The sequence below is a fragment of the Bradyrhizobium sp. USDA 4516 genome (assembly GCF_054055915.1).
In genome coordinates, this window is record NZ_JBSRXT010000001.1 from 7,365,827 (window position 1) to 7,388,064 (window position 22,238).

Annotated in this window: 27 protein-coding genes and 1 tRNA gene; 12 read left to right on the forward strand and 16 right to left on the reverse strand. The window is 62.1% G+C overall.

Annotated elements, in window-relative coordinates; genetic code table 11:
• Positions 1 to 15 precede the first annotated feature (15 nt).
• The 7 genes from ACVI1L_RS33780 to ACVI1L_RS33810 all read right to left on the reverse strand — a co-directional run bounded on the left by ACVI1L_RS33780 (position 16) and on the right by ACVI1L_RS33810 (position 4,932).
• Positions 16 to 207: a hypothetical protein gene (locus tag ACVI1L_RS33780; protein WP_456784885.1), complete on the reverse strand. Its 192-nt coding sequence runs from the start codon at positions 205 to 207 to the stop codon at positions 16 to 18.
• A gap of 454 nt (positions 208 to 661) precedes the next feature.
• Positions 662 to 835, reverse strand: coding sequence for a hypothetical protein (locus ACVI1L_RS33785; protein ID WP_456784886.1), 174 nt, complete (start codon positions 833 to 835; stop codon positions 662 to 664).
• A 100-nt stretch (positions 836 to 935) separates the two neighbouring features.
• Entirely contained in the window at positions 936 to 1,067 is a 132-nt protein-coding gene (locus tag ACVI1L_RS33790) for a hypothetical protein (protein ID WP_456784887.1), read from the reverse strand.
• Between the two features lie 181 nt (positions 1,068 to 1,248).
• Positions 1,249 to 1,527, reverse strand: a complete 279-nt coding sequence (locus tag ACVI1L_RS33795; protein WP_456784888.1) for a hypothetical protein — start codon at positions 1,525 to 1,527, stop codon at positions 1,249 to 1,251.
• 242 nt (positions 1,528 to 1,769) lie between these two features.
• Complete coding sequence (locus tag ACVI1L_RS33800; RefSeq protein WP_456784889.1) at positions 1,770 to 2,033, reverse strand: hypothetical protein; 264 nt, start codon at positions 2,031 to 2,033, stop codon at positions 1,770 to 1,772.
• A gap of 289 nt (positions 2,034 to 2,322) precedes the next feature.
• Positions 2,323 to 2,562, reverse strand: coding sequence for a hypothetical protein (locus ACVI1L_RS33805; RefSeq protein WP_456784890.1), 240 nt, complete (start codon positions 2,560 to 2,562; stop codon positions 2,323 to 2,325).
• A gap of 1,026 nt (positions 2,563 to 3,588) precedes the next feature.
• Positions 3,589 to 4,932, reverse strand: coding sequence for a molecular chaperone (locus ACVI1L_RS33810; RefSeq protein WP_456784891.1), 1,344 nt, complete (start codon positions 4,930 to 4,932; stop codon positions 3,589 to 3,591).
• A 297-nt stretch (positions 4,933 to 5,229) separates the two neighbouring features.
• Here ACVI1L_RS33810 and ACVI1L_RS33815 point away from each other — a divergent pair, with 297 nt between their 5' ends.
• Positions 5,230 to 5,487 (forward strand): PilZ domain-containing protein, encoded by a 258-nt coding sequence (locus ACVI1L_RS33815; protein ID WP_057018566.1) that lies wholly within the window; start codon positions 5,230 to 5,232, stop codon positions 5,485 to 5,487.
• Positions 5,488 to 5,617: 130 nt separating this feature from the next.
• Positions 5,618 to 5,866: a hypothetical protein gene (locus ACVI1L_RS33820; protein WP_456784892.1), complete on the forward strand. Its 249-nt coding sequence runs from the start codon at positions 5,618 to 5,620 to the stop codon at positions 5,864 to 5,866.
• An 18-nt stretch (positions 5,867 to 5,884) separates the two neighbouring features.
• Here the strand turns inward: ACVI1L_RS33820 and ACVI1L_RS33825 are convergent, their stop codons facing one another.
• The 5 genes from ACVI1L_RS33825 to ACVI1L_RS33845 all read right to left on the reverse strand — a co-directional run bounded on the left by ACVI1L_RS33825 (position 5,885) and on the right by ACVI1L_RS33845 (position 9,029).
• On the reverse strand, positions 5,885 to 6,526 hold the full coding sequence (locus tag ACVI1L_RS33825; protein ID WP_456785644.1) for a glutathione S-transferase family protein: 642 nt from the start codon (positions 6,524 to 6,526) through the stop codon (positions 5,885 to 5,887).
• Positions 6,527 to 6,872: 346 nt separating this feature from the next.
• Positions 6,873 to 7,325, reverse strand: a complete 453-nt coding sequence (locus ACVI1L_RS33830) for a VOC family protein (RefSeq protein ID WP_016844600.1) — start codon at positions 7,323 to 7,325, stop codon at positions 6,873 to 6,875.
• 814 nt (positions 7,326 to 8,139) lie between these two features.
• On the reverse strand, positions 8,140 to 8,346 hold the full coding sequence (locus ACVI1L_RS33835) for a hypothetical protein (protein WP_456784893.1): 207 nt from the start codon (positions 8,344 to 8,346) through the stop codon (positions 8,140 to 8,142).
• A 213-nt stretch (positions 8,347 to 8,559) separates the two neighbouring features.
• Positions 8,560 to 8,787, reverse strand: a complete 228-nt coding sequence (locus ACVI1L_RS33840) for a hypothetical protein (protein WP_076828658.1) — start codon at positions 8,785 to 8,787, stop codon at positions 8,560 to 8,562.
• A gap of 68 nt (positions 8,788 to 8,855) precedes the next feature.
• The gene (locus tag ACVI1L_RS33845) at positions 8,856 to 9,029 is read right to left on the reverse strand and encodes a hypothetical protein (RefSeq protein ID WP_018271496.1); all 174 of its coding nucleotides are present in this window, start codon (positions 9,027 to 9,029) and stop codon (positions 8,856 to 8,858) included.
• Between the two features lie 75 nt (positions 9,030 to 9,104).
• Here ACVI1L_RS33845 and ACVI1L_RS33850 point away from each other — a divergent pair, with 75 nt between their 5' ends.
• Both ACVI1L_RS33850 and ACVI1L_RS33855 read left to right on the forward strand, forming a co-directional pair.
• Positions 9,105 to 9,548 carry a GrlR family regulatory protein gene (locus ACVI1L_RS33850; protein WP_456784894.1) on the forward strand — a complete coding sequence of 148 codons (444 nt, stop codon included), beginning with the start codon at positions 9,105 to 9,107 and terminating at the stop codon, positions 9,546 to 9,548.
• A 254-nt stretch (positions 9,549 to 9,802) separates the two neighbouring features.
• Positions 9,803 to 9,988 (forward strand): hypothetical protein, encoded by a 186-nt coding sequence (locus ACVI1L_RS33855; protein ID WP_057018561.1) that lies wholly within the window; start codon positions 9,803 to 9,805, stop codon positions 9,986 to 9,988.
• Between the two features lie 435 nt (positions 9,989 to 10,423).
• Here the strand turns inward: ACVI1L_RS33855 and ACVI1L_RS33860 are convergent, their stop codons facing one another.
• A complete protein-coding gene (locus ACVI1L_RS33860; RefSeq protein WP_162832435.1) occupies positions 10,424 to 10,585 on the reverse strand; it encodes a hypothetical protein in 162 nt (53 codons plus the stop codon).
• Positions 10,586 to 10,836: 251 nt separating this feature from the next.
• On the opposite strand from ACVI1L_RS33860, the gene ACVI1L_RS33865 reads away from it, so the two are divergent.
• From ACVI1L_RS33865 to ACVI1L_RS33890, 6 genes are all read left to right on the forward strand, one after another.
• Positions 10,837 to 11,598, forward strand: a complete 762-nt coding sequence (locus tag ACVI1L_RS33865) for an SIR2 family NAD-dependent protein deacylase (protein WP_076828654.1) — start codon at positions 10,837 to 10,839, stop codon at positions 11,596 to 11,598.
• A 209-nt stretch (positions 11,599 to 11,807) separates the two neighbouring features.
• Positions 11,808 to 12,470, forward strand: coding sequence for a cold-shock protein (locus ACVI1L_RS33870; protein ID WP_057018559.1), 663 nt, complete (start codon positions 11,808 to 11,810; stop codon positions 12,468 to 12,470).
• A gap of 122 nt (positions 12,471 to 12,592) precedes the next feature.
• Positions 12,593 to 13,072, forward strand: a complete 480-nt coding sequence (locus tag ACVI1L_RS33875; protein WP_456784895.1) for a DUF192 domain-containing protein — start codon at positions 12,593 to 12,595, stop codon at positions 13,070 to 13,072.
• Positions 13,073 to 13,191: 119 nt separating this feature from the next.
• Positions 13,192 to 13,268, forward strand: a tRNA-Pro gene (locus tag ACVI1L_RS33880).
• Positions 13,269 to 14,067: 799 nt separating this feature from the next.
• Positions 14,068 to 14,844, forward strand: a complete 777-nt coding sequence (locus ACVI1L_RS33885; RefSeq protein ID WP_092083424.1) for a cyclase family protein — start codon at positions 14,068 to 14,070, stop codon at positions 14,842 to 14,844.
• 987 nt (positions 14,845 to 15,831) lie between these two features.
• Positions 15,832 to 17,649 carry a carbamoyltransferase family protein gene (locus ACVI1L_RS33890; RefSeq protein ID WP_456784896.1) on the forward strand — a complete coding sequence of 606 codons (1,818 nt, stop codon included), beginning with the start codon at positions 15,832 to 15,834 and terminating at the stop codon, positions 17,647 to 17,649.
• Positions 17,650 to 17,836: 187 nt separating this feature from the next.
• Here the strand turns inward: ACVI1L_RS33890 and ACVI1L_RS33895 are convergent, their stop codons facing one another.
• The gene (locus ACVI1L_RS33895; RefSeq protein WP_050384313.1) at positions 17,837 to 19,000 is read right to left on the reverse strand and encodes an OpgC domain-containing protein; all 1,164 of its coding nucleotides are present in this window, start codon (positions 18,998 to 19,000) and stop codon (positions 17,837 to 17,839) included.
• Between the two features lie 243 nt (positions 19,001 to 19,243).
• Here ACVI1L_RS33895 and ACVI1L_RS33900 point away from each other — a divergent pair, with 243 nt between their 5' ends.
• Positions 19,244 to 19,549, forward strand: coding sequence for an ETC complex I subunit (locus ACVI1L_RS33900; protein WP_016846428.1), 306 nt, complete (start codon positions 19,244 to 19,246; stop codon positions 19,547 to 19,549).
• A gap of 34 nt (positions 19,550 to 19,583) precedes the next feature.
• Here ACVI1L_RS33900 and ACVI1L_RS33905 read toward each other — a convergent pair whose 3' ends face one another.
• Positions 19,584 to 20,078 carry an Lrp/AsnC family transcriptional regulator gene (locus ACVI1L_RS33905; RefSeq protein ID WP_057018554.1) on the reverse strand — a complete coding sequence of 165 codons (495 nt, stop codon included), beginning with the start codon at positions 20,076 to 20,078 and terminating at the stop codon, positions 19,584 to 19,586.
• A gap of 2 nt (positions 20,079 to 20,080) precedes the next feature.
• Positions 20,081 to 20,734 carry a TetR/AcrR family transcriptional regulator gene (locus ACVI1L_RS33910; protein ID WP_057018553.1) on the reverse strand — a complete coding sequence of 218 codons (654 nt, stop codon included), beginning with the start codon at positions 20,732 to 20,734 and terminating at the stop codon, positions 20,081 to 20,083.
• Positions 20,735 to 20,925: 191 nt separating this feature from the next.
• On the opposite strand from ACVI1L_RS33910, the gene ACVI1L_RS33915 reads away from it, so the two are divergent.
• Entirely contained in the window at positions 20,926 to 22,098 is a 1,173-nt protein-coding gene (locus ACVI1L_RS33915) for an isovaleryl-CoA dehydrogenase (RefSeq protein WP_028332150.1), read from the forward strand.
• Positions 22,099 to 22,238 lie beyond the last annotated feature (140 nt).

Consider the following 22,238-nt stretch of genomic DNA (forward strand, 5'->3'; position numbering starts at 1 on the left):
CCCCGAAGGTAGGTATCATGAGGCGGGTTTGCGAGTCGCCAGTCGCTCCGCGAGAATCTCAGCTTGTTGTTTTGTCAGCTTCTCGGCGAATGCCCCGTTCTTTTCTATCTGGGCTGGTCCTTTGAGCTCGCTGTCGTAGACCATCCAACCATTGCCACCTTGCCGAACGAGGAAGCGGCCTCGCATCGGGCGTCCAATAAATTCCATTTGCAACCACCATCTGCGAATTCCAATCGAGCAATAGACTTACAGGATAGCGTCGCCAGGCATTGAACCATGTGAATCGGCCCCATCAACTTTAGTCGAACGGTTCTCAAAGCATAGGCCCATGCGCGGGCGTGCAGTTGTCCCGGCAACTATGTCCGGTACCATATTTATGCGGTCCATTCGCGTGGTTGCCGCTAGGGGCAGCTCACGCGCGCCCGATAAGTCTAAACTAGGCCCCAGCTGGACCCCTCGCTGGGGCCGTTTCTTTGGGAGGTCACTTCTTCGGCGCGTAAGCCGCGGGGCGCCTATAGGTAGCTCCATTAAAATGAAAGAGCCCGCTAACACAGGGCCTCATGATGGAGCGGACAGAGCGCGTAATCTTGCTGTTGCTTTTGCTGTCAGTGTTGACGGCGGCTAGCGCGTTCGCCCTTTAGGGCCGCCAACTCAGGCGGCCTTACTCTTCGGAGGGCGGTTGTTGGTCCGCTTGCTGACGCGCCTCTAACCAATCAGCGATAACCTTGTACTCGCGCTCCATTTTTCGGAGTTCGTCGCTGGTCTCTTTATGCCCCGTAAGGGCGGCCTGTAAATGGCATTCGCGCTCCAATGCGCGGAATTTACGATGGGGCATCGTCGTCTCCCGTTGTCAGCAACGACGCATATCAAACGGGTTCCATGGGGGCGTGCATTGAACTATGAGAATCTCTCAGCCGCGCTCCAACCGAGGCAGCCTACAATCCAAAAGAATGCCTCATCTGGGCCGCCATGCGCTGAACGGCATCGGTGTATTGACCGTGATTGAAATGCTGATCGATGACGTAAAGAACAAAAATAATGCCAGCGGCGATCAATAATCCTTTCACTTGAAATCCCTTCTAGGTCGATGATTGAATCGCGGGAGCGCGTAGCCACTCGCTCATGCTCGCCCCAGCTTCGGCTTGCCGCGCCAGCTTCATAAGCGCTTCTCGCTCGATACCGGGGGCCATTGCTGCGGCCCGATCGCGCAACTCTTGGGCGCGCTCTACGAGGCGCGCTTCAAGCGAACTAGTTTGAATGACGCGACGACGACGACGTTTCTTTCCCATATATCCCCTCCCGGCTAGGGTTCCTGCGGAACGGGAATGTAAGTTTCGTGTAAGTTACAAGTTCCTCAATCTTTCGATCTAGCATGGCCCGCTCGACCTCATCGGCTAGCGCTTTGTGATGTGCGGCCATCTTGGCGAACAGCTCCTTCTTGGAGGCGTTGGTCGCCAGCTTGCTGATTAGCTCGCACTCCTCAGCCTCGGTACGGAGCTTTTCCAAGTGGGCTTGCATGTCCTTCATGGGCAGTCCTCCCAGAAATCAGGGAGATCATCACACATGGAACTCGCCGGGCAATAAGACCTTCGGAACTCCGTTCACCCACAGAGAACCACGGAGCCTTTGATCTAGCTCAAGGCCGAGAACGGATGGTGTCGCATGGAAAATGATGGGACCGGAACATGTGTTGGCCCCCTCGGTAGCCAATCCGAACTAGGACAACTAGGACGCGGGGGCAATGAATACGGACAGCACCCGTTTTTGGGCTAGGCGAATAGGTCTTTCCCGGCCTGGGTCATCCTGATGAACGTCCCGCTCTCGTGGTACTCGAGCCAACCCTGATCCTTGGCGTACTCCAGGCCAGCCCAATACTCGGCCGGCGTCGCCTTGTCTTGGTACAGCATCGGATAGTTGATCTTCTCGATGTAGATCCGGCCGTCCTGCACGGGCTCGAATGCGCGGGCGTGCTCCATGATCCTGCGGGCGGCTTTCTCAGGGTCGGAGTAGGGGCGGTCACCCACGTATTTCATTTCTCATCTTGGGTTGCTTGGTCGCAAGGGAAACGATTCTCCATTCGTTATAGTCGTAGAGCCCGGCCCAGTGGTGAACAAGCATTCCGCATTGCCGGCAATCGAAGCTCCCAGAAGTGTTCGTATGGGTTGCGCTGCGTTCCTGGATCGCCGAATAGACGATGCGGCAGCCGGGACAGGTAAAATGAACAGTGACGGTTGGCGTCATAATGGCAGCATAACAATAAAGCCCGCTTAGTGTTCCTCGGTTGCCCAAACCGCCCTTCAACGGCGTCTTTCTTGGCATGCCTCAGCGCATCCCCATCCTCGCCTGCGAGAAGTGCGGCCGTACATCGGCGCCGCGCCTGCCGCAGGCGATGCAGGTGAAGTGGGGCTCGAGGTCGGAGAGGCGCACGCGGTCCGGCCACTGATCGACCTTGCCCGGCGGCAGCTCGACGGAATGGCTGCAGCGGTGGTCCGAGCAGAAGACGAGGAGGCCGCGGGCGCCGGACTGGCGCATCTCGCCCAGGGTGATCTTGGGCTCGACCATGTCTAGGGCCTCCGAAAAGGCACCACGTCACCGTCCGCCGCGCGGATTACTACCCGGGCCAGCTCGAGTGGGTCGAAACCGAGGTCGGCGACAGCTTCGGCAACGCCCTGGCGGTCCAGCTCAGCGACGATCGCCTCCGTTACCTTCATCAGACGCGCCGTTTCTGCAGTGGGGTCTAACATTGGTCTGTTCTCGAGCTTCGGGCAGCCACGACTTTGCCCCCTGGTGTAATTATGAGTCTGTGTCCATTGGGGCAGGTGAGGTCAGATAGCGCGCGAGACAAAAACGCGGCCCCCTGAGCAGAGACGGTCACAGCAATCTCACCGCAAACCGGGCATCGGTAGTTTTTGCCTTGAGGATTGTCGCAGACGTCAGGCACGTCGAACATCCCATCGTGCTCTCCCCGATGGATAACAACGAAGTCGTTCTTGAGTTGTCGCCGCCGATCACAGTTCGCCGCAGGGCGAGCCTGCGGGCGCGCCCGTTAAGCATCTGTTTTATATGGCAGCTAGGAACGAACGTGGCCGAGCTTTGTTCGTCTGTCATCCGAATGCAGCTCTCACCATCCCGCCGACCAAACCGCATTCGGACAGTGTGAGTGGAAGGCCGATGGCCCCAGCGTGCTCCCAAGCGCTGGGGCCGTCTCCGTTCGGGAACAACTTGCAATTAACGTAGTTTAGATCGGTACGACGAGGAGTGGGACCAACCTATCGGCCTAAGCGCTCTCCCCGGGGCGCTGGGGCCGGTTTCTCCGGAAGTGGGGGAGCCCATGCTCAAGCCGAGCCATTTGGACGCGTTAGACTATAGCTTTCTCGGATTAGTCGGAGTGTCATTCATTGCATTTGCTCTCGCCACTTGGTGGCTGCTGATCGGCTGACACGCAAACTTCGGCTCAGCTTGCGCACCCGCGGGTGAGATCGGTCGCCTCTGCCAAGAGGGCGGTGCTGCCAGACTTGCAGCAGTTCGGCCGCCGGCCTGAGAGAGACGGGCATCGGGCTTAAGACGGCCGGTCTGGCATTGGACGGCCTAACTTGCTGCCGCCACCAGCTGCAGCGGAGCGGGGACATGCATCCCCGGCGCCAGCGCTATGAGCTGAATATACTTCCACTTCAGATCGAGCCCATGACCGTCGCCGTACTTTGGCTTTTTGGTGTCATGGCCCATCAGCTCGTCCTTGAGCTCGTCAGGCGTTTCGACGCTGCGCAGCCTGTCCTTAAAGCCATGCCGCAGCGAATAGAGCGTGTGGCTGTCCGTCTCGCGCAGTCCATGATCAGAAAAATAAGCATTCACCGCGGCCGAGAGTGTATCGCCCTTATCTCGGTAATGCGGGAAGCCATCGGGAAACTGCCGCATAGCCTCAAGCGAGATCCCGACCAGCGGAATATCTCGATCGGAGAATACCGTCTTGAGGACGCGATCGTCCGGCCGCACTCGGACGAACGGAATCGGCGCGTCGAGCACGATGTGCTTGCGGCGCAGGTTAATGATCTCGCTCGGCCGAGCGCCGGTATTGACCATCACCATGACTACGGCGCGTTCCTCGTCGTTCATGGTCTCAAGGGCGCCGGCCGCGAGGAGGCGGTTGACAATCCACCAAGGCGAAAAGGGTGGCCGAGGCCGCGACGCCTCACCCTCGAGCCTGGCGCCGGCGAACACGCGATCCAGATTGAGCCGGTGCCGTTTGGAGACGGCCGACAACATGCCTGTGATGTGCGTCAGGTTGCGATTTGCAGTCGCGGCCAGGACTTCGCCATCGACAACACGCTCGGTCCAGTGGTCGGTATATTTCAGCGCGTCGTCGCGCGTCAGCCGCGTGATGGCTTTATCGCCAACGACGGTGATCAGCAGCTCGATCGCGCGCTTCTTGCCGTTCTTCCATTTCTTGAACTGGCCAGGCGACATCCTGGCGATCGTGGTTTTCTTGGCGACCTCGAATTCATCGCACAGGCCGGACAGCATGATTTCGGGGAGTTCGACGCCGCCGAGGGTCGCCGCGGCCGTGGCAGGATCATGCCGTCGATCGCCCACTGCCAAGGCGTCGATCCGGCGGAGGATCTCGGCGAGGGCTTCCTTGGCAACGTCATCAACCGGCCTGTAGGTCAGCTGTAGAGCTTGTGCCCGCTGCCGGGCCTCCTCGAGCGCGACGAGGGCGTTCCGGCTTCCCTGGCCGGCGGCCGCTCTCCAGGAGGCCTCCAGGTCGATATTGAGCTGATCAGCGACACGGCCGGCACGGATGCCCGACCGATCGTCTGCGATGCGGATCTTGGTCGACTGCTTGACGATGCCGCGTGGGTCAACCGCGGCGAATTCCGGCGGCACGCGACGCACGAAATGCCAGTACCCGTTTCGCTTGGTAAGACGCTCCGGCATCGGACCCTGTTGGACGTTTTGTTGCACGCCAGCATCGGAGGAGTGGCCGGCCGAAGTCAATAAATTACGGATTATCCCGAGATATCAACAGCATCGCCTGACGGGCTCGCCGCGCCGCTAGGGAGCGCCATCATGGCCAGCCGGAAATCCAGCCAACTCAACGCATTGTGCTCGGACGGACGCTTTCGCCGCGCCGTCTCGTCCGTTGTGCACGGGTCGGCGGATCGCTGCAATCCGCAGCTGTTTCGCAACCCTTTGGTAAGTTAGCGGCGATACGGCTAGGCTCGGGATGATGTGATGTCTCCAGGGACCAGGAAGCGCGAAACGCGCAAATCGCTGCGGCAATCCGGCTGGATCACGCTCGACGGCGGATTTGCCGCGCGGCCCTGCGTGGTCGAGGACATGTCCTCGTCGGGCGCCAAGATCACGGTCCAGGACAACAACACGCTGCCGGCAAAGCTGCGGCTGGCGTTCTCGCGCGACGCCCGCACCGGGCGCGCCTGCGAAGTGGTGTGGCGCGAGGGCAGGACGTTCGGCGTCAAGTTCGTGCGGTAGAGCATGATCCGGAAAAGTGGATCCGGTTTTCCGAACAGATCATGCTCAAGAAAAGAGCTAGCTCATGCTGCGATCCTTCCCGATCGCATCATGAGCTAGCCTCGTCCGGCGGCGTGGGATAAAAGGCCGGATGCGCAAGATCTGCATTGCCATCATCGCCGTCCTGCTTCCCGCCGCCGCGTTCGCCCAGCAGGGCGACCGCCGCAATTTCCAGACGCCCGCTGACGCCGGCAAAACCTTGCCGTCGAAATCCGCGACGCGGAGTATTCCATGCGCATCGTACGGACCCGGCTTCGTCAAGGTGGAAGGCTCCGACACCTGCGTGAAGCTCGGTGGTGCCGTCAGCGTCGGTGGCGGGATGTCCAGCGGCGGGCGTTGAGCGGCTTGCCGCCCGCGCTCACGACATCGGCGGCGCGATGAAGCGCACGAAGGCCGGCCGCCCCGCGATCTCACCGAACCAGCGTTCGAGATGGGGCAGCTTCGGCTTGGTGACGCCCTCGACGCCGAGCCAGCGCCGCGCAAAGGCGCCGAGCGCGATGTCGGCGATCGTGAACTGATCGCCCTCGATGAAGCGGCGCCTTGCAAGCTGCGCCTCGACGACGCGCCACACCACGCCCTCGGCATCGGCGTCCTTCTGGATCTGGACCATATCGCGCTTCTCCGGCGGCGTGCGCACCAGCCCCCAGAACACCGGCCGGTCGACCGGCTGCAGCGTCGACAGCGTCCAGTCGAGCCAGCGGTCGACGGCGGCGCGCGCCTTGGGCGTTTGCGGATAGAGCGGCGCGCCATGACCATAGGCCATGCAGAGATAGCGCATCACCGAATTGGATTCCCACAGCACATAGTCGCCGTCGACCAGCGTCGGGACACGGCCATTCGGATTCATCGCGAGATAGTCGGGCTGATCGTTCTTGCCGAACTGCATGCCGGCATCGATGCGCTGATAGGGGAGGTCGAGCTCGGCGAGACACCAGAGCACCTTCTGCACGTTGACCGAGTTGGCCCGACCCCAGATCGTCAGTTGCGGCTTACCGTCCATCACGCGTTTCTTCCCGCTGTTGTGCTTTGCGCGCGTTCATAGCTGAAGCGTCGGGGAAAAGCGCGGGGTGAATTGTACCGAGAGCAAAAAAAGGCTCCGCCGCATAGCGGCAGAGCCTTGTTGATAGCGATGCATCAAGACGCCGTCAGTGACCGAACAACAACCACAACACGATGATCACCGGGATCGGCACACCCAACAGCCAAAGCAAAATTCCTCTTCCCATCGTTGCCTCCTCGCATGCTTGTGAGGGAGCAACGTCAACGATCGTGTCGCGTTCCTCGCGATCGTTCGGCGCTTCAGCAAGGGCGAAACGCCGACAGGAACGTAGGAGCGGGCGCGGTGTTTACCAATGGCCGGTGTTCGGCATCGATGCCCACGGCTCGGCCGGAGCTTTCGGCTCGCCCTTTTGCAGGATCTCGATCGAGTGCAGGTCGGGCGAACGCACGAACGCCATGTTGCCGTCGCGCGGCGGACGATTGATGGTGACGCCCATCTTCATCAGCTTCTCGCAGGTCGCGTAGATGTCGTCGACCTCGTAGGCGAGATGGCCGAAATGGCGGTCCTCGCCGTATTTCTCCTCATCCCAATTGTAGGTCAGCTCGACAAGCGGCGCGCCGCGGGTCTGCGGTAGGGACTTGAGCAGATGGAGGTCTTCCTCTGCGCAGAGAAACACCAGCGTGAAGCGGCCCTTCTCATTGTCGATGCGGCGCACTTCCTTCAGCCCCAGCGCGTCCTGATAGAATTTCATCGCGACATCAAGATTGCGGACGCGCAGCATGGTGTGCAGATAGCGCATTTTCTTATCCTCCTGCAGATTCAGAGATTTTGTTTGGGCTCGGGCGAGACGGGGCAAGGAATAGCAGCAAAACGCGACGCGGGGCAGGGGTTAGCGCGAGTTTTGCCGATCGCATTTCGCCTTTGCATGCTCACGCCTTCGCGAGCGTTGGCTCCGGTTGCGCCGCGCGATCACGCGGCCGGATATGGACGGGACGTGCCGCGACACGCTTGCGCAGCAGCGGATGCAAGAAAGCCCCGCCCAGCGAAATTTCTGGGACGGGGCTTGTGGTCGAGCCTTGGAGGCGCGGCCTCTATCGCACCGATTGCCGATCACGGCCAATCAAGGACGCGCGAGGTTGGACGGCCTCTAAAGCGCAAAACCCCGCGAGTGGGCTCGCGAGGTCTATGCCGACCGGCCTTGGGGAGATCGTGCCGGCAACCGGGCAGACAATGTCGCTGCGCGCGGAAGGTTCCTGGGTCCGGAAAATAGAAAGCCCCGCAGGCTGGATGCGGGGCTTTCCCAGCTGACGGACTGGGGATCTCTCAGGGCGTGAGCCGTCAACTGTTGGACACCAAACTTAAGGTTGAATTTGTAAAATGCAACAGCGCCGCGTAGACGGAGTATGTTCGTCCCACAGCGCTGCGCCGGATGCTGGGCCCTGAAATCCCCCAGCGCCCTTTATGTCTTCGCGGCGAGCGAAAGGTTCAAAGGAAAGACCCCGCGAGGGGAATTCGCGGGGCCTTCCAAAGCCGACAGGGCGGTGAGCTGTCGGCACCACGCGCGATGTGCATGTCGTTTCGGCCGGCTGGTTCCTCCAATTGGCTGACCGGCGTCAGGAACGTCCGGGTTTCCAATCGGGCTGCGGCTCGTATTCATCGACCCGCTCGACGCGATGTCCGGCAGGCAGGATCTGGCCACCCAGTTCGTCTGCGACCGGAACATCCTCGACAAGACCGTCGATCAGCGCCGCCTCCCAAACTTCCTTCTCTGTCGCGAACGATCTTCCGAGCTGAGTCTTGCCGCGGAACAGGGCGTACATGGGCGCCTCCACAAAACAAAACCCCGCCAGTTACCGAAGTAAGCTGACGGGGCTTGTTGAGCTGATATTTCCGGTGGATTTCTCCCTCGTTGTACCGCTCGCCAAAATAACGGCGGAACGAGAGACTCGTTCCTTCCTTTTTTTGATGGTCGCGTCTTTTTTTCAAGGTCGTTTTTTAAGGTCGCAGCTTCCCGGACGTTCCGTCGTGGGAACCTACTTTTTTGCGTCGTCCCTTTTTGCCGCGCCCTTTGCCGTGTTCTTCATCTCGGATTTGTTGGCCCGCTTCACATCCATCCCCGTGGTGTCCATCGCGCCGCTCTGAGTGGCTCCGTTGGTGTTTTCAGGCCGTTCCATGCCGCTCTGCGGCGCTGGACCAATATCCTGGGCAAAGGCCCCGCCGCATATCAGGGTGAAGACGGTGACCGCGATCAGCTTGCACATGGGTGCCTCCTGGCGTCACCAGGATGACCCGTGCGCAGTCGAGAGGTTCCTGTCGGCTACTGCCGCTCTCACACCTTGATGTCGAGGATGGTCTCGACCGCTTCACGGTCGGCCTGGTTCTTCGCGGCGAAGACATCCAGCACATCCTCATTGATGATGCGCGGCTGCTCCTTCGCCGTCTGGTCGACGACGAGCTGCACTCTGGCTTGCGTCACTTCGACAGGTACGGGGTATACGAGCATGGCTCTCTCCCTCCGGAGGATCGAACCTTGTCAGGGGTTTCTTAACGATTTGTAAGCGCCCGGGGAGCTGCCTTTTTGCGCCGATTCGGAGGGCCGGGCGGTATCGGCCTGCTCGCACGCCGGCCGGATTGGAGCCATACTGCGGGCCGCCAGGACCGGGCGGCGCGATCGATGAAGAACGGGCTCTATTCGATCCACATCCACATGACCGACGGCGTGAAGGGTCGCGACAGCGGCATCCTGATCCTGCGCGACGGCCTCTTGATCGGCGGCGGGCCATATTTCTGGTCAATCGGGGCCTATACGGCCGGCGAGGGCACCTGGAAGGGACATCTCAGCACCAACCAGCATTCGCCCTTCGCGGACCCGTTCACCCGTCCGCTGTTCGCCGGACAGGAAGTGACGAGCGGGTTCTCCGGCACATTCAGCGGCGACGAGGCTGAGGTGTTCGGAACCGTGCTGGTTGGAACCCGCAGCCTGGGTTTCCGGGCCACCCTGAAATGGCTCGCCGATGCCTGAATGCGCGCACGCGGCGCGAGGCTGTGGACAAGCGCGCAGCAAGATGCGTATTTCGTTGGATAATTGGACCCGCTGGCGTTGTGGATTTGCTGCGGACAAGCAGGGGATATCGCTGTGAATCCCGCTGCGGCCGCCGATCGGGAGATCCGGACGAGGCGTTACCCGGCCACCGCTAACCCTACCTGGTTAGGTTAAGAGCAGCATCGTGTTGTCTCCACCTGCGATTGCGATTGGGATGGCTGCGGGTGACAGCCATGATGCCATCGTTCCACAGTGCTGATCGACCGACCCACCGGCGCGTGATGGTGGTGGGGCTGCTGTTCTGCTCGGCTTTTGTCGTGATCAGCTTCTGGCTGCGGCCGCAGCCGGAGAGCGGCAAAGTGCTGGTGAAGTCGGACCGGCTGGTCCGGACCGCGGGAGAGGCCCGGAAGGCAAACTGAAGACGGCAAGCCGGGGGAGCGGCAAGCCGAGACGCGCCGCCGACGCTCAGTCGGGCAGCTTCCCATTCGGATGCTTGTGATACATCGCGATGCCGATGAAGCCGGCAAAGCCCATCACGTTAAGCAGCAGTTCCATCCATGCCGGCATTGATGCCAACCTCGTTCACCGCCAAGCTAATCTCTGAGGTTGTATTTTTGTTCCAGCGCTAACCGATGGTAGCTTTGCGCTATCGTATGGCTGGCGCGTTTTCGAGCGATCCGATCGGAACGGAAAACGCTCGAGGGAACCGGAACTGCGTTTGCGGCAACCATCGCACGGCGGCACTGGCAATAGCCGTAAGCCCGGAGCACGCCGCTCGGGGCTTTCTCACTTGCGCCTCATGGCGCCCGGACCATGAACGCGGTCGCCTGGCAAGGGCATCAAGCGGTCTTGCGTCAAGCGGTCTTGCGTTGAAATCCACTCCAGGCATTGCCGAGCGTGTTGTCGTAATATTCCTGGCGATCGCGCTCGAACTTCTGCTGCGTCGCCCTGAAGCTGGCAACGCGTGCGACGATCTCCTCGCGCTCGCGCGCGACGCGGTCTTCCTGATCGGTCATGCCCATCCTCCTGGCCGTGGTCCTGTCCCGGGCGCATTGGCGTCGGCGAATTGGGCGTCAATGCGGAGCAGCCAGTGCAGGAATGTGATGATGCTGAGGCGCTGGAAGAGCGACCAAGCGGGGCGCCGACGCAGCTGATCGCAAGCCGATCGATCAAGACACGCCGCTCGCAGCCGATCGCTCGCGCAACGGTTGAGCTCGCAATCGGTCGGGCCGTGCTATAGTCGCTGCGGCCAACCGGATTGTTTTTAGTGATCGCAAAAGACTTGCGCAGCGGCGTCGAGCAGCTCGGCAACATGATTGCGGAGGCGTCGTCCATCGTGCCCTTCACCGGGGCGGGCATCTCCACCGAGTGCGGCATTCCCGATTTCCGCTCGCCCGGCGGGTTGTGGACCCGCAACCGACCAATTCCGTTCGACGAGTTCGTCGCCAGCCAGGACGCGCGCGACGAGTCCTGGCGGCGCCGCTTTGCGATGGAACAGACGTTTGCGGCGGCCAAACCCGGTCGTGGGCATCGCGCGCTTGCGTCGCTCTACCGGGCCGGCAAGGTTCCCGGCATCATCACGCAAAACATCGACAATCTGCATCAGGCGTCGGGCTTCAAGGCCGACGACGTGATCGAGCTGCACGGCAACACGACCTATGGCCGCTGCATCGGCTGCGGCAAGGACTACGAGCTGTCGTGGGTGAAGCAGCAGTTCGACAAGACGGGCAGCGCCCCCGACTGCGCGGACTGCGGCGATCCGGTGAAGACCGCGACGATCTCGTTCGGGCAATCGATGCCCGAGGATGCGATGCGCCGCGCGGCGGAACTCTCCCGGCACTGCGACCTGTTTCTGGCGATCGGATCATCGCTTGTGGTGTGGCCCGCCGCAGGCTTTCCGATGATGGCGAAGGAGAGCGGTGCGCGGCTCGTGATCATCAACAACGAGCCGACCGATCAGGACGACATCGCCGATCTGGTGATCCGCCACGACATCGGCGACACGCTTGGTCCTTTCGTAGGCAATTGATGCCTGATTGATTCGCGGCTCTGCAAGTCTGTTCATAGTTCCCGCAAGAATCGTTTTTTAGCTATGCCCCGCAAGCGGGAGTGTTATCTTTTGGTTGAGAGATTCGCGCCGCGTCCAAATCAGTCCGAGTGAGTTGGTCATGGAGAGCAGCGTGTACAGGGTGCGCCGCAACGACGGCGATCTGCATTTGATGTGTGGGGTCCGGGGTCATGGGGTCGGACGGATTTGAGTCCAAGAAGCTCGGCGGACCGCCGATGGGCGGAGTTGGGCAAAGCAGGATTGGTCAAGGCGAGTATGGAAGCGCGCCACGCGATCCGGCGATGGATGCTTTCTCAGGCCTCGGCGACGCAGCGGCCAACCTCGTCGAAGTTTCCGGCGTCATCAAATGGTTCGACGCCTCGAAGGGATACGGCTTCATCGTCCCCGACAATGGCTGGCCCGACATCCTGCTGCACGTGACCGTGCTGCGGCGCGACGGTTATCAGACCGCCTATGAAGGCGCGCGGCTGGTCGTCGAATGCGTGCAGCGCGCGAAGGGCTACCAGGCTTTCCGCATCGTCTCGATGGACGAATCGACGGCAATCCATCCGGCGCAGATGCTGCCGCCGCGCACCCATGTCACGGTGACCGCGACCAGCGGGCTCGAGCGCGCGCAGGTCAAGTGGTTCAACCGGCTGCGCGGCTTCGGCTTCGTGACCTGCGGCGAGGGCACGCCCGACATCTTCGTGCATATGGAGACGCTGCGTCGCTTCGGCATGACCGAACTGCGCCCCGGCCAATACGTGCTGGTGCGGTTCGGGCCCGGCTCCAAGGGCATGATGGCCGCCGAGATCCACCCGGAGACCGGTCCGTCGGCGCTGTCGTCGCACTGATCCGGGTCTGATCCTCCCTGACGGAAACGTGAGCCGCCGGCGAGCCGTCTCGGCTCTGGCATTTGCCGCAATCGTCGGGTTAGGGTCCGCCGGAAAATCTTCCCCGGTGTGAGTATTTGTCGATGAATTTCGTTCGCATTGTTGGACGCCATCGTTCGTGGCTGATGGCCTGCCTCGTGATCATGTTCGCTGCACTGCTGGCTCCGGCCGCGCGGGCCGCCAGCGTCCAGCCGCTCGAGATCGTCACCAAATCGGGCGTGCACGTCTTCTCGGTCGAGATGGCAACCACCGAGCAGGAGAAGGAGACCGGCCTGATGTACCGGAAGGAGCTCGCGGACGGCAAAGGCATGCTGTTCGACTTCTCGCCGGAGCAGGAAGTGTCGATGTGGATGAAGAACACCTACATCTCGCTCGACATGATCTTCATCCGCGCCGACGGGCGCATCCTGCGGATCGCGGAAAACACCGAGCCGCTCTCGACCCGGATCATTCCGTCGCGCGGGCTCGCCAAGGGCGTGCTCGAGGTGATTGCCGGGACCGCGCAGAAATACGGCATTCAGCCCGGCGACCGGGTTGCCCATCCGCTGTTCGGCGGCCGTTAGCAGCCGGTTTTGAGGCGATTTCCGGCGGAAACCGGTGCCGGATTCGCCGCACGAAGTCCCGCACCGGTGCCTTGCTGGCGATGGCTGAAGCGTGTATCCACGGGGCTTCTCGGAAATGTCGGGGTATAGCGCAGCCTGGTAGCGCGGCAGTTTTGGGTACTGCAGGTCGTTGGTTCGAATCCAGCTGCCCCGACCATCCAAATCAAAGACTTAACAGAGACGCTCCGTCGGTAGACGCGATGTTTATGATTGGCGCATGCTCGGCATTCGCGCCTGACCTGGTCCGCAAATCGCGGTCGGTTGGCACCCTGAAATAGCAAGCGCGGGACCGAAGCGCCCGCGCTCCACTGCTCGCAACTTCAGCCGCCCGGGCGCTGACCAGATCAACGAGCCGGCGGGTTGTAGCGATCTAGGATCACGGTTCTTGAGCCACTCTCCGGCGGTCGCGAGATGGGGTCGTCGAATTTGTGATAGCGGTCGAACTGCTGCTGCTCATCGCGCAGATGTGGCGCTTCGGCGGACGAGTAGGCTCTATTTGCACCGTTCCAGTGATCAAATCCCGACACGACGCAACCCCGTCTTGGTTCAGATGCAGGTTGGTTAGCATCGTTGCGGGGGTATCTCTGTATCGGCGTGGCAACACCACCAGCAATCCGCACGACATCAGCACACGTATTGTTTCCGTGGCTCTCTGTGCGTGAACAGCGTTCCGGCACGGGTAACCAAGCTTCGGCCGGATTGTCTCGCCTGAGGCAACAACGCCGCCTGGACGGAATATGCTCGTCCAGACGGCGCCGTCGAAATACTGGGCCCTGAAATCCCCAGTGCCAATGGGTCGTGCCGGCGGGGGATAGGTTCAACGTTGCGCCGCCTTGCCGCAGCCCAAGCCACGACATCGTGAGCTGCGCGAACTCGAGCGGATGTGGCTTGCCGATAACGCGCGCGCGCTGGCAGGGTAGTTCGGCCCGACAAGACCAATCCGCGAGAAAAGCACCATGGCGCGCAGACTGATCGATATCTCCGTTCCCCTGCAGAACGACGTTCCGGCCGATCCGCCCGGCAACCATCCGACCATCCAGTATATCGATCACCAGCAGGGGCTGCCGCGCATGCTGCAGTTCTTCGATGGACTGAAGGCGGAGGACCTGCCCGACGGACAGGGCTGGGCCGTCGAGCAGGTCTCGCTCTCCACCCACAACGGCACGCATCTCGATGCGCCCTGGCATTTCCATCCGACCATGAACCGCGGCGAGCGATCCTGGACCATCGACGAGGTGCCGCTGGAGTGGTGCTTCCAGCCGGGCGTGAAGCTCGACTTCCGCCATCTGCCTGACGGTTATGTCGCGACCGCCAAGGATGTCGAAGCCGAGCTGAAGCGCATCGGCCACACGCTGTCGCCGCTCGAGATCGTCGTCGTCAACACCAGCGCGGGCGCGAAATATGGCCAGCCCGACTACGTCAATTCGGGCTGCGGCATGGGCTACGAGGCGACGATGTATCTGCTCGAGCGCGGCGTGCGGCTGACCGGCATCGACGGCTGGAGCTGGGACGCGCCGTTCGTCTTCACCGCGAAGAGATACGCCGAGACCAGGGACGCCAGCCTGATCTGGGAAGGCCACAAGGCCGGGCGGCACATCGGTTACTGCCACATCGAGAAGCTGCACAATCTCGAGCAGCTGCCGTCGACCGGATTCATGGTGTCGTGCTTCCCGGTGAAGATCGAGCGCGCGTCGGCGGGCTGGACGAGGGCGGTCGCCATCCTCGACGGCTAGGCGCGCCGGGGTTGTGATCGGCCAGCTTCGGGAACCGGTGGACAGGCTGTGCATTACGGAGGGTTGTTGGGGCACGGCTACAGCCTGAGGCAGCCGAATCTGCTTTAATGCACGCAGTAGATGCATTGGGTGATCGGGCCGCCGGCTCGTCCTCGCGTCCCGATTTCGGAAGCGTTCTCTCCCGTGACTAGAGCCCCGGCGTCTCCGGGGCTCTTTCTTGCGTGCCGCAGCTGAGCCAAGCCCGGCAGGTGAACCAACCCCAAAAAGCAAATCAGGTGCGTCGGGACCGACGCACCTGATTTCATGTCTTTAATATCGCTTGTGTCGACCGGGCGGTTGTTACCACCGGCAAACGCGAACGCCACGCGGGGTCCACCAGCAACGGGGCCCACCACCGTAGTAGCCATAGCCGCGTCCGTATCCATAGCCGCGACCATAACCCCATCCGCGGCCGCGACCCCAGCCGCCGCCGCGATAGCCCCAGCCGCCGCGTCCGCGCCATTGCGCTTGCGCAGACGACGTAGTGGCGCCGACCAGGATGGCGGAGGTGCTTGCGACATAGACGAACAACAAAGCGACTGCTGCCAGGCAACGAGTCAGGATATTGTAGCGTTTAGTCATTCTGAAGATCTCCAGTCCACTTCCAAACATCTGAACTGATGCTGGCTGTCTCGCTTAGACGCGCGACACCGGCATTCGGTTCGTGCATGCTAAGACAATATTTTCACTAAGGTTCTTGCGAGCTTTAACGACTCTATTGAGACCAACAGGTAAGGTCAAGTTACAGTCCCGCCTGCAGAGGATGCTGTCGTTGCTGCGCTCATCTTGTCGTTCATCCGCCGTTCATTCTGTTCATCTTGCGTTGCGCCGATTTGATTTGTGCATCGCAGAAGCAGAGGTATGAGAACCTCGGAAAATGCCGGCGAGAACTTGAAGTCGACACGATCCTGTTCTCTGAGCGTTGCTGTATCCTTCCAAAGAGTGCCCATGCCGAAACAACACACTTACGTCCTTGGTCTCAACGTCTACGACCATGACGTCAGCGCCTGCCTGCTGCGTGACGGCGCGATCGCCTACGCGATCTCCAAGGAGCGCATCACCCGCGAGAAGCACGCCTCCGGCTTCTACAAGGAAGTCGTCGACTACTGCCTGTCGGCCGAGGGCATCACCCTCGACGACGTCGATCTCGTGGTGCGCAACAGCTACATCCTGCCGGTGCCCGAGATGGAGGAGCGGATGCTCCACCAGGATATGCCGGGCTTCTTGCCGATCGCCGAACGCAACGAGGCAATCAAGCACCCGCTGTTTCGTTCCAAATCCGACAAGGTGGTGTCGATCTCGCACCACCTCGCGCATGCCTACAGCGCGTTCGCGGTGTCCCCATTCAAGGACGGCGTCGTGATGATCGTCGACGGCGTCGGCAATTATCGGGCCGACGCGATGGAGTCCTGCTCCGAAGATGAGGCGTCGCCGCTGGCCCGCGAGTCCGAGAGCTACTACAGGTTCGACGACGCCAGGCTCGAATGCCTGAAGAAGGTCTGGATGGAGCCGGCGCGGGGGCTGTTGTCGGACGAGTTCTACAACATGCCGGGACTGGGGGCGCTGTACAGCCGGGTCTCGACCTATGTGTTCGGCGACTGGAACAAGTGCGGCGAGTTGATGGGGCTGGCGCCCTATGGCCGCCATGAGCAGGTCGGCCATCTGCTCGAGATGAAGGACGGCAAGCTGCACGTGCCGTTCTGGGGCGCCGAGAACCAGCAGCCCTTCGTGCTCGACAGCGGCAGCTGGGACAAGAGCCCGACGATGCGGCACTGGGAGGACATCGCCTGGCGGGTGCAGGACGATACCGAGAACGTGCTGCTGGCGCGGGCGCGCTGGCTGCGCGAGACCACGGGCGCGAAAAATCTCTGCATCGCCGGCGGCGTCGCGCTGAACTGCGTGGCCAACGGGCGCATCGCGCGCGAGTCGGGTTTCGAAAACATCTGGATCCAGCCCGCCGCCGGCGACGACGGCATCGCGATTGGTTGCGCTTATTACGGCTGGCTCGAGGTGCTCAAGCAGCGCCGCTCGTTCGTGATGGACCACGCCTATGTCGGGCGGCGCTACAGCGACGCCGAGGTGGCCGCCGCGCTGCAAAGCTTCCTGGTGCGCATCCAGATCGACGCGAAGCGCTGCGACAATATCTGCCGCGACACCGCAAAGCTGCTCGCCGACCAGCGCGTGATCGGCTGGTTTCAGGACCGTTCCGAGTTCGGTCCGCGCGCGCTCGGCAACCGCAGCCTGATCGCCGATCCGCGCAGGGCCGAGATGAAGGACATCCTCAACAGCCGGGTCAAGCACCGCCAGGCCTTCCGGCCGTTCGCGCCGATCGTGCTGGCCGAGCGCATGAAGGAGATCTTCGAAGGCGAGGAGGACTCGCCCTACATGCTGATCGCAAAGCCGGTGCGGCCGGAATGGCGCGACAAGATCCCGGCGATCGTGCATGTCGACGGTTCGGCGCGGGTGCAGAGCGTGCGGGAAGAGACCAACCCGATGCTCTATCGCCTGCTGAAGGAGTTCGAGGCGCTGACCGGCGTGCCGGTCCTGATCAACACCTCGTTCAACGTCAAGGGCGAGCCGATCATCGAGACGCCGCAGGACGCGGTGAGCTGCTTCCTCACCACCGGGATCGACAACCTCGTGATGCATGACACGCTGGTGTCGAAGACCGCCATGCACAAGGTCGTCACGCCCGTGATGACGACGTTCGGCGACGTCGCTACCATCGTCTCCTCGACCACCCAGGACACCAGTCGCGCCGGCTAGAGAGCGTTTTCGAGCGAAGTGGGCACCGGTTCGCGTGAAGAAAACGCGTCAAAACAAGAATCTAGAGCTTCGGTTCTGATTCAATCAGAACCGAAAATGCTCTAGAGCATGGCCCGGAAAAGTGCGAAGCGGTTTTCCCCGCGACAAACGCGAAGCGTTTGCGCGGCCTTGCTCAAAAATAAGGGACTTACGCCGCCTTCGCCGGCGCCGTGGGTTTTGCCGCCGGCGGCTTGACCGGCTTGTCCTGCCGCTTCGACCACGAGATGTAATAGGCCACGATCGTCATGATCGCGATGCCGGAGATGCTGACGAAGATCTGCGCGAACAGCGAGCCCGAGCTCATCGAGAGCTCGAAATGTCCGACGAAGGACAGGAACACGCCGACGCAGAACACCGCCAGCGACTGCTGGCCGCAGACGATCAGGGGATCGAACACCTTCCACTCCAGCGCCGCCCAGTCCTTCGGGATGAAGCGGATCACCAGCACCGTGATCACCACGAAGTGCAGGAAGCGATACGGTGCGAGGTTGGTCTTGTCGTTCGGGTTGAAGGCCGAATAGAGCCAGTCCGGGAACATGGCGCCGAAGTCCGGGAAGCGCCCGGCCATCGTCATGATCAGCGCGAAGATCATATAGGCGATGCAAAACCACAGCGTGTAGCGCGAGTTGATGATGCGCATGTTGTTGCGGGCGCCGCCCATCGCGCACCATGAGCCGAACACGAACAGCACCTGCCAGGCGAACGGATTGAAGTACCAGCTGCCGGCCGGGTAGGCCGGCAGGTTCCAGCCCTGGTGGCGCGACACCAGCCACAGCACGAGCGAGGCCGCCATGGTCCAGTTCGGCCGCCGCAGCATGAACCACAGCACCGGGGGGAACAGGCCCATCAGCACGATATAGAGCGGCAGCACGTCGAGATTGACCGGCTTGAATTTCAGGAACAGGCCCTGGCGCAGCGTCTCGGTGGCGTTGTCGACGAGGCCGGCGACGTTGAACTCGTTGATGATCTCGGAATCGCCGAAGCGCAGCGCCAGATAGCTGATCGAGGCGATGTAGATCACGAACAGGATGATGTGGGCGACATAGAGCTGCCAGACCCGCTTGGTCAGCCGGGTGGCGCCGACGATGAAGCCGCGCTCCAGCATCATGCGGGCATAGACGAAGGAGGCGGTGTAGCCGGAGATGAAGACGAACAGGTCCGCGGCGTCGCTGAAGCCGTAATTCCGCGTCGTGATCCAGTTCACGACGTTGTCGGGGATGTGATCGAGGTAAATCGCCCAGTTCGCGACCCCGCGGAACAGGTCGAGCCGGAGGTCACGTCCTTTTTCGGGCAGGGTAGCGTGGATTTCCATGGCGCGCCGTTTCCTCGAGGTGATGCTTGTCGAGAAGATCGCGCCGCGGGACCGGGGGACTGCTAAGGGAAGCCTCCCGAGGCCAGATTGTCACAGCGCGGTAGAATGACTATACCGGTCCGGCGAAGGCTGCCTCCGAGATCGAGGAATCACCGATCAGATCGTTGATAGGTGTCTCTATACTATCCCGGCGGTTTCCTTCAAATCGCTTCCATGTCGCACATCCCACGGGGCCGACCATCCATGACCGCACGCATTTTTAAGCCCGCCAAAAACGCGATGCAATCGGGACGTGCCAAGACCAAAGAGTGGCAACTGGACTACGAGCCGGAGCAGCCGCGCTCCGTGGAGCCCTTGATGGGCTGGACCTCGTCCACCGACATGAAGCAGCAGCTGACGCTGCAGTTCGAGACCAAGGAAGAGGCGGTCGCCTATTGCGAGCGCAAGGGCATCGCCTACCAGGTGATCGAGCCGAAGGATTCGGCGCACCGCCAGATCGCCTATGCCGACAATTTCGCGTTCCGCCGCTGGGAGCCTTGGACCCACTAAGGTTGGACCCACTAAGTCCAGACTAGCGCCCCGATCAGCTCGCCGCGGGCGCGGCGAGGGCGCCCGGGATCGGCAGCGGCGCGTCCTTGGAGACGCCGAGCACCGGAAAGCTTCTGATCTTACGCACATTGGGCAGGCCGGCGAATTGCAGCAGCTGCTGGCGCATCTCGTCGACGCTGGGCGCGACGCATCGGAGCATGAAGTCGGCATCGCCCGAGATCCGCCAGCATTGCAGGAAGCGCGGCACGGCCGCCACATCAGCCTCGAACGCCTCGATCGCGCTCAGGGTTTGGCTGTCGAGCTGGATCAGCACGAAGGTCGTCACCTCATAGCCGAGCAGCCGCTCGTCCAGCGTGGCGCGGATCGCCTGGATCACGCCGCGGCTGCGCAGGGCGCGAACCCGGCGCAGGCAGGGCGGGGCGGTGATGCCGACCCGTTCGGCGAGCTCGTTGATCCTGATCCGGCCGTCCCGCTGCAACTCGGACAGGATCCGCAGATCGATGTCATCGAGCTGTGGGCGCTCGGTCACGGCTACGAGCCCGCCACGGCGGCGCGCCGGCTGTCGCTGCCGTGGCTCGCCTGGCCGATCGCAGCCCGCGGCGCGACGCCCGACAGCACCAGCTTCTCATGCGCCGCGATGATGGCGTCGCGGGTCAGCCGGCCGCCGGGGCGGTACCAGGTGCACAGCCCGGTGAGCAGCGCCAGGATCGCGAAGGTCGCGACCTGGATGTCGACCACCTCGAACGCGCCGTCCGCCACCCCGTCGGTGAGGATCTGCGCCAGCCGCTGCTCATAGGCGCCGCGCAGCGCCACCACCGCGTCGTAGTTCTTCGCATCGAGGCTGCGCAGCTCGGAATTGGCGATGAAGACCTCGCGCTTGCGGGTCATGTGGTAGGTGACGTGGAACGCGACAAAGGCGCGCAGCTTCTCGACCGGATCGGCCTTGCCCTCCAGCGCAAGGTCAAGCTCGCGCAGCAAGTCGTTGATATGGTCCTGGACCAGATCGAACAGCAGGTCCTGCTTGGTTGAGATATGGTTGTAGAGTGAGCCCGCCTGGATGCCGACCTCGGCGGCGAGCTGGCGCAGGCTCATGGCCTCGTAGCCGTGCTCGAAGATCAGGCGCACGCCGGCCTTGCGGATCGCCTCCAGCGTGGTGGGGCCGTGTGAGCCGATCGTGCGTGCCATCGGGGCCTCGGAGGGTGTTGGCTTGCCAGGGAGACCAGGAAACAAGCGAACGACCGTATGTATATCGCATGAAATCCCAGTGAATTCAATGAACTGCGGATTTCGCGCGCAAACCATAGCACGATTGCTTGCGAAGCCAAGAAAAAAACGTATGATCGTTTAATTGCAAGATGAATCTCACGGGAGGGATCATGGCCTCGAACCAGGCGGCAATCTTCAATTTCGACCTTGGCGAGACCGCAGATGCGATCCGCGAGACGGTGCATGATTTCTCGACCAACGAGATCGCGCCGCGCGCCGCCGAGATCGACCGCAGCAACCAGTTTCCGCGCGACCTCTGGCCCAGGATCGGCGCGCTCGGCCTGCACGGCATCACCGTCGAGGAGGAGTATGGCGGCTCGGGCCTCGGCTATCTCGAGCACTGCATCGCGGTCGAGGAGATCTCGCGGGCGTCGGCCTCGGTCGGCCTGTCCTACGGCGCGCATTCCAACCTCTGCGTCAACCAGATCCGCCGCAACGGCAACGAGGCGCAGAAGCGCAAATACCTGCCGAAGCTGATCTCGGGCGAGCATGTCGGCTCGCTCGCGATGTCGGAGCCGCAGGCGGGCTCGGACGTGGTCTCGATGAAGACGCGCGCCGACAAGAAGGGCGACCGCTTCGTCCTCAATGGCAACAAGATGTGGATCACCAACGGCCCGGTCGCCGATACGCTGGTGGTCTACGCCAAGACCGATCCGAACGCCGGCCCGCGCGGCATCACCGCGTTCATCATCGAAAAGGGCATGAAGGGATTTTCCACCGCGCAGAAGCTTGACAAGCTCGGCATGCGCGGCTCCGACACCTGCGAACTGGTGTTCGAGGATTGCGAGGTGCCGGAGGAGAACGTGCTCTCCGAGGTCGGCCGCGGCGTCAACGTGCTGATGAGCGGTCTCGACTATGAGCGCGCGGTGCTGGCGGCGGGGCCGATCGGCATCATGCAGGCCTGCATGGACGTGGTGCTGCCTTACGTGCACGAGCGCAAGCAGTTCGGCGAGCCGATCGGCTCGTTCCAGCTGGTGCAGGGCAAGGTCGCCGACATGTACACCACGATGAACGCCTCGCGCGCCTATGTTTACGCGGTGGCGAAGGCCTGCGATCGCGGCGAGACCACGCGCGAGGACGCCGCCGGCGCCATCCTCTATGCCGCGGAGAAGGCCACCCAATGCGCGCTGGATGCGATCCAGCTGCTCGGCGGCAACGGCTACATCAACGATTATCCCACCGGCCGCTTGCTGCGCGACGCAAAGCTCTACGAGATCGGCGCCGGCACCAGCGAGATCCGCCGCATGCTGATCGGCCGCGAACTGTTCGCCAAGACAGCCTGATGTCTTCTCCCTCGCCCCGCGCTTGCGGGGAGAGGGGCGGGGTGAGGGGCTGTCACCGCACCAGTGGTGGCAGTTGTGCTCACCCCGGCACGATGATTGACCTTGAACCCCACCGATACTCCAACGAAACGTGCAAACAC